At 55.4% G+C, this 6,117-nt stretch carries 5 protein-coding genes and 1 pseudogene; 5 read left to right on the top strand and 1 reads right to left on the bottom strand.

Features of this window, described 5'->3' with window-relative positions; all coding sequences use genetic code 11:
- Positions 1–604: pseudogene (locus OKB77_RS22975) on the top strand (hypothetical protein); the annotation flags it as partial.
- Between the two features lie 383 nt (positions 605–987).
- On the opposite strand, the gene OKB77_RS22970 reads toward OKB77_RS22975, so the two are convergent.
- On the bottom strand, positions 988–2,205 hold the full coding sequence (locus tag OKB77_RS22970; protein ID WP_077098358.1) for a tyrosine-type recombinase/integrase: 1,218 nt from the start codon (positions 2,203–2,205) through the stop codon (positions 988–990).
- A gap of 270 nt (positions 2,206–2,475) precedes the next feature.
- Here OKB77_RS22970 and OKB77_RS22965 point away from each other — a divergent pair, with 270 nt between their 5' ends.
- The 4 genes from OKB77_RS22965 (at position 2,476) to OKB77_RS22950 (ending at position 6,061) form a co-directional block, all read left to right on the top strand.
- Positions 2,476–3,357: a DMT family transporter gene (locus OKB77_RS22965; RefSeq protein WP_265776325.1), complete on the top strand. Its 882-nt coding sequence runs from the start codon at positions 2,476–2,478 to the stop codon at positions 3,355–3,357.
- A 258-nt stretch (positions 3,358–3,615) separates the two neighbouring features.
- On the top strand, positions 3,616–4,434 hold the full coding sequence (locus tag OKB77_RS22960) for a DUF3100 domain-containing protein (protein WP_005339140.1): 819 nt from the start codon (positions 3,616–3,618) through the stop codon (positions 4,432–4,434).
- Positions 4,431–4,880 carry a hypothetical protein gene (locus OKB77_RS22955; RefSeq protein WP_033114935.1) on the top strand — a complete coding sequence of 150 codons (450 nt, stop codon included), beginning with the start codon at positions 4,431–4,433 and terminating at the stop codon, positions 4,878–4,880. The genes OKB77_RS22960 and OKB77_RS22955 overlap by 4 nt, the downstream gene beginning before the upstream one ends.
- Positions 4,880–6,061 (top strand): M20 metallopeptidase family protein, encoded by a 1,182-nt coding sequence (locus OKB77_RS22950; RefSeq protein ID WP_005341171.1) that lies wholly within the window; start codon positions 4,880–4,882, stop codon positions 6,059–6,061. Before OKB77_RS22955 ends, OKB77_RS22950 begins: the two co-directional genes overlap by 1 nt.
- The last annotated feature ends 56 nt before the right edge of the window (positions 6,062–6,117 follow it).

The raw sequence follows: 6,117 nt of genomic DNA, 5'->3' as shown, positions 1-6,117 counted from the left end.
GGGTTTCAAACCAGAGATAGAGAATATGTATGCTGAAGATGATGACATCCATATCGAGTCTAGTAATGTAGCTACACCGTCTGAAAAAAAAGACTTGGATAAAGATCCATTGAAAATGTCTTCCCAAACCGAAGGCTTCAAATACAAGCTAGAAGAGTTAGTCGATGGGCGGCGCAAGCTCTTTATAAACTGCTCGAGAAACCCATTATTTAGGCATGTGGATGGATATATTTGGAAGTTGGACTATTGCTCTATCAGAGGATACTACATGCATGTTTTTTTGTTTTTAGGTCGAGGCTGGGAGCATAAACTTGACATAAGAGAGACGATGGGGCAACTCTGGAAAAGCACTATCATAAAGGACGGTAAAGGGGATGTTTTTGCTTATCCTGGAGATAGGTATGAGTTTAATTTAATGGATGGTGACAATAGTTGCCATGCTTTATATGAAGAGTTAGAGGCTCTATTTAGGCAGGATATTTTAGCCCATGTAGACACAACCCGTTCAAATGGTAAAAAAGCACGTTCTTTTGGCAAGGGATCGCAACACAAGCCAGTAAGGAATAGATCTAAATATAAATTTTCGCAACAGCCTAAGGATTAAGATAAATCCACAAAATTGAGCCGTGGATTACTCACGCCAGCTAAAAAAACAAAATTCGCAACTTTTTGCGTTATACTTTCATGGCTTGAGCGAAGTATTGCTCGAATCTGTGCTTTCTGACATGCCAGAGGCGATAAGGGCGAGTATGCCAAGTGGCAAAGGGTCTATCAGGATCACCGGCAGCAGACCACCTGACAGGCAAGGCTAATGGCCAGGGAAGGCGCCGCATCAGCTTTGTGCTCATCAGGTGGCTGCGTAGCATAACGGAGCAGACAACAAGATGGCACTAGCTGTACAGGCTGGGTAAAAATACATGGAGGGTAAACCCGGTGTACCCTCCATAGGCACAGTCTACAAATCACTGAAGAAAGTGCTGTGCTCCCCTACCCCACTTGTAGATGCACAATATTGTCTGGCGGTTGTTCTGATGGGTTTAAAATCCCTCCCCACAACTCCAGCGCCATTTTTTGTTCCGGTAACCGAACCGTATGAACATAGTGAGCCATTACACCAGGTAGAGCATGGCCTAAAATTTGTTCCACGACATGAGGGGCAATCCCAGCCTCGTTTAGGCGGGTCGCCAAGCTCCTTCGCAGATCGTGCCATGTCCAAGGGGCGCTATGCCCGAGCCGCTTCCAAATCCCCCTTCCCCACTGACTTACCGCTTCTGGTCGCTTGAGTTCCCCTAGCAAGTATGGGGATGACTGTGCGGCGGCGGCTTTCAGCAAGGCGTCTATCGTCGGCCGAATAAAATCAGGTATTGGTCTCACGATTTTATTACCTGTTTTTGAGTTAGACGCAGGTACTGTCCATGTACCTTCGGCTAGATTCCATTCTTCGGGTGCTGATAGCCGAGCTTCTTGAGTTCTTGCACCGAACGACAATAGAATCTTGGCCAAATTTCCGTAGTAGCAATATGGACCTAGCTTCTCAGCCCAATCCCATAGTGTTCGCAGTTCTTCTAGCGTCAGAACCCTATCTCGCTTACTTGCTTTTTGCCCAACATCAGCGACGGTCAAGTCATCCAATGCATTACTCACTGCAAACTGTCTGACACGGCAAAACTTCAGAGCATGCTTACAGTTTTGGAAACAATACCCACTAGCCACAGGTGCTACCTTCGAGTATTCGTCAAAGACGCTCAACCAGTGACGAGTATCACAATCTGACAAAGGAAGATCTCCGATACGGGGATAGACCCACTTAGCAAATTGCTGGCGATGCTTCTCACTGTTCGACCTTTTCTTATCGGCGTGATGGCAGAGCCAATACTCGAGTGCATCTTTAACCGTGACAGGCTTAAGCCTTTCATCTTTCCCGATCCTAGTCATCAAGGCGGGATCATTGCCCTCTTCCAACCAAGCTCGACATTGCGCCGCCTTTTTCCTTGCCTCGGAAAGCGACAGCCCCCCCTCTTGGCCGGTATAGGATCCCAGAGTCAGATTTTTTGCCTTGCCTAAAATTCGATAGCGGTACACAAAGCTGACTTTTCCGCTATTCCTCCACAGAACAGATAGCCCATCTCTGTCTGCAACCTTTCTGGGTGTATCATCATCGTGACCACGCAGCATTGCTTTGAGTTTTGAATCTGAGATTGCCATTTTGAACCCACATTTGAACCCACACTTGTCTTATATATCCTAAGATGGCTTTAGACAAGAAAGGTAATTTTAAAGATAAAAATCAGATAGATAGACTACACTTGGGGGCGACATCAAACAGCATTAGACAGATAGTGTGATAATACGGCATGAACTGATTGCTGGCCGCGAGCCGCGACGGCGGTTCAAGGCAGATGCGAAAGGCGCCAGGTAGCAATACCTGGCGCCTTTCCTTTATGCTCTCCCCTCCATTTCACCATGACGACCCCGATGAACCGCACTCCCCTGCTGCTGATGGTACTGGTCACCCTGCTGGCCGCCGCTGGCTGGCTCTTCTCGAAAGAGGCGATCAGCGAACTGCCCCCTGCCGCCTTTATCGGCAGCCGCTTTCTGCTGGCCGCGCTGCTGTTGCTCCCCTTGGCCTGGTTGCGTGAACCGCCGCCGACTCGCGCCCAACTGGTGCGCGCTGCCGGTTGCGGCACATTGCTCGGTGCCAGCCTGCTGCTGTGGGTCACCGCCATCAGCCAGAGCGATGCGCTGGGCAGCGGCGCCTTTATCATGAGCGTCGCTACCCTGATGGCCCCGCTGGCCGCATGGGGAGCATTTCGGGCCAAGCCCGGCCGCCACTACTGGCTCACCCTGCCCATCGCCATCGCCGGTTTGCTGCTGCTCTCCAGCAGTACCCACTGGGGTGTGTCGCTCTCGCTGTTCTGGTTTCTGGCGGCGGCCACCACCCTCGGTATCCAGCTTGCCGTCCATCGCCACTTCGCCCAATCCATTGCCCCCACCTGGCTCACCTGCATCCAGCTGGCGATGACCGGCCTGCTCGGCACCCTGCTCTCCCTGCTGACCGAACAGTGGCCCGAGGCTGGAGTCAGCAACGGCATCTGGGGCTGGTTTGCGGCGAGCGTCTTGATCGCCACCACCCTGCGCTACTGGCTGCTCACCCATGCGTTGAGCAAGATGACCACCGCCCATGCCGCCCTGATGATGCTGCTGGAACCGGTCTGGACTCTGCTGCTGAGCACCCTCTTCTATAGCGAACCCCTCGGCGGCGCCAAACTGGCCGGTGCCGGACTGGTGCTCGGCGCTCTGGTGCTCTACCAGCTTCCCCTGCTGCTGCGCAGTGCACGGCTCAAAACGCCCGTCTGATCCGCGTCACCGCCCTGCGGGGCGGTGTCACCATTTCCCTCCTGTTTGCTTATCTTGTCCTGCCAATGCTGACGTTCTGTTAACGGCCTTTAACCCTTGGTATCCAGAGGGTTAAAGGGCATACCCCATGAAAAAATGCCATATGGCCAGCTTGATGAAGGTCACATACCTGCCCCTCTTAGCTCCCTATGATGCCCCCATCATCGGTCTGGACAATCCTGACGATGGCCACACATGGGAATAACAAGAGAAAAGACTATGCAGCAAACCAGCCCCCTCAAGACGGTCACGGTCAGCATATTGGCAACCGCCATGCTGATCTTTGTGGCCCAGTACCTGATAGGCAAGCAGGAGATCAAGATCGGCATCGCCATCATTCCGATCCTGCCGATGCTCTTTGCCGTCATCATCGGCATGATTGTCTCCGCCAAACCGGTCAAGGATCGCATCCCCGGCTGGAAGCAGCTCTTCACCGAAAAAGAAGAGGGCTTCTGCGGCAAGATGGTGGGCTTCAGCCTGCTGATCCTGGGCACCCAGTATGCGGGGATGATCATCCCCAACCTGAAGATGATCCTGAGCGTCGGCGTGCCGCTGTTCCTGCAGGAGATTGGCAATCTGCTGCCGATCCTGATCGCCATTCCGCTGGCGGTGAAGTTCGGCTTTGGCCGCCGTGCCATCGGGGCCTGCTCCTCCATCAGCCGTGAGCCGTCCGTTGCGGTCATTCAGGGCAAGTTCGGCACCGGCTCCCAGGAGTACATCGGCGTGCTGGCCATCTACCTGTGCGGCTCCGTCATCGGCACCCTCTGGTTCAGCGTGCTGGGCAGCATCGCCCCGCTCACCGGTCTGCACCCGCTGGCACTGGCTGCCGGCTCCGGTGTGGGCTCTGGCTCCATGCTGAGTGCCGCTTCCGGCGCCCTGATCAACGGTCTCGACGAAGCGCTGGCTCAGCAGGTGCTGAGTATCGCGGCAGCCTCGAACCTGCTCTCATCTGCCCTCGGCGCTCTCTCCCTCACCTATCTGGGTCTGCCGCTCGCTGAAAAAATCTATGCCCTGACTGCCAAAGGAGAGAAAGCATGAAAAGCATCGTAATGGATATGCGGTTCGTCTTTCTGGCGATCCTGCTGGCCATGTTCACCCAGACCCTGACCACCGGCACCCCGCTCTGGCTGATGGGTGACAGCTTCATCGCCATGTCGCTGGTGGTGTTCGCTTCGCTGATTGCCAAGCGCTATCTGCCCTCCTCCCTGCCGGCGTTTGCCTATGCCACCATCATCGGCATTCTCATCTGCCTGCCGGAGACCCCGGTGCGCGGTCTCTTTATCGACGCAGTTGCCAAGATCTCCTTCCTCTCCTGCTGCGTACCGCTGCTGGCTTTTGCCGGTCTCTCGGTGGGCGGTCAGCTGGAAGAGCTGAAGAAGATGTCCTGGAAAGTGATCCTGATCTTCATGATCGTCTCCACCTGCTGCTTCTTCGGCGCCTCGCTGGTGGCCCAACTCGGCTTCTCCATTCAAGGGATCATCTGATGAACAACATTCACATTGAACCGGCCCTGCTGGCCCTGCGCGACTTCAGTCAGGAAGTGCGCCACCATCTGCACACCATTCCGGAGGCCTCCGGCGTCGAGTTCAAGACCTCAGCCTACTGCCGCGAGCTGATGGCAGGCTTTGGCTACCGCCTCACCGACTACCCGGGCTTCACCGGTTTTCACGGCGATCTGGTGGTTGATCCTGTGCTGCCGACCATCGCCTTCCGGGCCGACATGGATGGCCTCGAGATGCACGACATGAGCGACGTTGCGTTCAAGTCAACCCATGAGGGAATGGCTCACAACTGCGGTCACGACTCCCATATGGCGATCGCTCTGACCGCAGCCAAGTTTCTGGCCGCCAACCGCGATCGCCTGCAGTACAACGTCCGCTTTATCTTCCAGATGGCGGAAGAGGATATGCGGGTGCCGGGCGCCGAGAAGATGGTGGAGCTGGGCTGCATGAAGGGGGTGGACGAGGTCTATGCCCTCCATAACGACGGCGCCATGGAAACCGGCACCATCAAGTTCAACCACGGTGTCATGTCCTCCTGGGGCTCAGCCTGGACGCTGGATGTGCACGGTATCTCCGCCCACGGATCCACCCCCCACAAGGGGCTGGATGCCATCCGCGAAGCGGTGCGGATCATCGAGGACATGGACTACATCGTCGCCAAGCGCACCAGCCCGTTCAGCCCGGCGGTATTTGGCTGCGGCATGATCAACGGCGGCACCATCCCCAACGCCATCGCCGACCATGTGCAGGCGCGCGGCACCATCCGTGCCATGGATGCCGAGACCGACCAGATCCTGAAGAACAGCTTCAAGGAGATCGTGGCCCAGAGCGAACTGCGCGGCTTCAAGACCAAGATGGTCTATGCCGGGTATCCGGCGGTTGAGAACCACGCCGATGCCTGCGCCCGTCTGCTGCAAGCTGCCGCCGATGTATTGCCCTCTGAGGGGATCAACGCTCAGGGTCAGCCGATGACCGGCAGCGAAGATTTCAGCTATATGGTCAACGCCTGCCGTGGCCGCAAGGGGGCCATGTTCTTCCTCGGCAGCGGCTGTCAGGCCAAAGGGATCTGCAACTACCTGCATGCCAACCCCTACTACCTCGATGACGACTGCCTGCTGGTCGGAGCCCAGATTTTTATCAATCTGGCGACACGCAGCGCTTAATCCCGCATACCGATAAAACCAGAAGAGAGGCCAAGGCCTCTCTTTTTTTGTCTCTG

The sequence above is a fragment of the Aeromonas sp. Y318-3 genome (assembly GCF_027706185.1).
In the GTDB taxonomy this organism is placed as follows: domain Bacteria; phylum Pseudomonadota; class Gammaproteobacteria; order Enterobacterales; family Aeromonadaceae; genus Aeromonas; species Aeromonas veronii.
The sequence above is the reverse complement of the archived record's forward strand: the minus strand, read 5'-3'. Positions and strand labels throughout refer to the sequence as shown.

Coding starts and splice junctions, on each gene's coding strand:
- OKB77_RS22970 (WP_077098358.1), bottom strand. CDS start 2,205: ATGGCAATCTCAGATTCAAAACTCAAAGCAATGCTGCGTGGTCACGAT.
- OKB77_RS22965 (WP_265776325.1), top strand. CDS start 2,476: ATGAACCGCACTCCCCTGCTGCTGATGGTACTGGTCACCCTGCTGGCC.
- OKB77_RS22960 (WP_005339140.1), top strand. CDS start 3,616: ATGCAGCAAACCAGCCCCCTCAAGACGGTCACGGTCAGCATATTGGCA.
- OKB77_RS22955 (WP_033114935.1), top strand. CDS start 4,431: ATGAAAAGCATCGTAATGGATATGCGGTTCGTCTTTCTGGCGATCCTG.
- OKB77_RS22950 (WP_005341171.1), top strand. CDS start 4,880: ATGAACAACATTCACATTGAACCGGCCCTGCTGGCCCTGCGCGACTTC.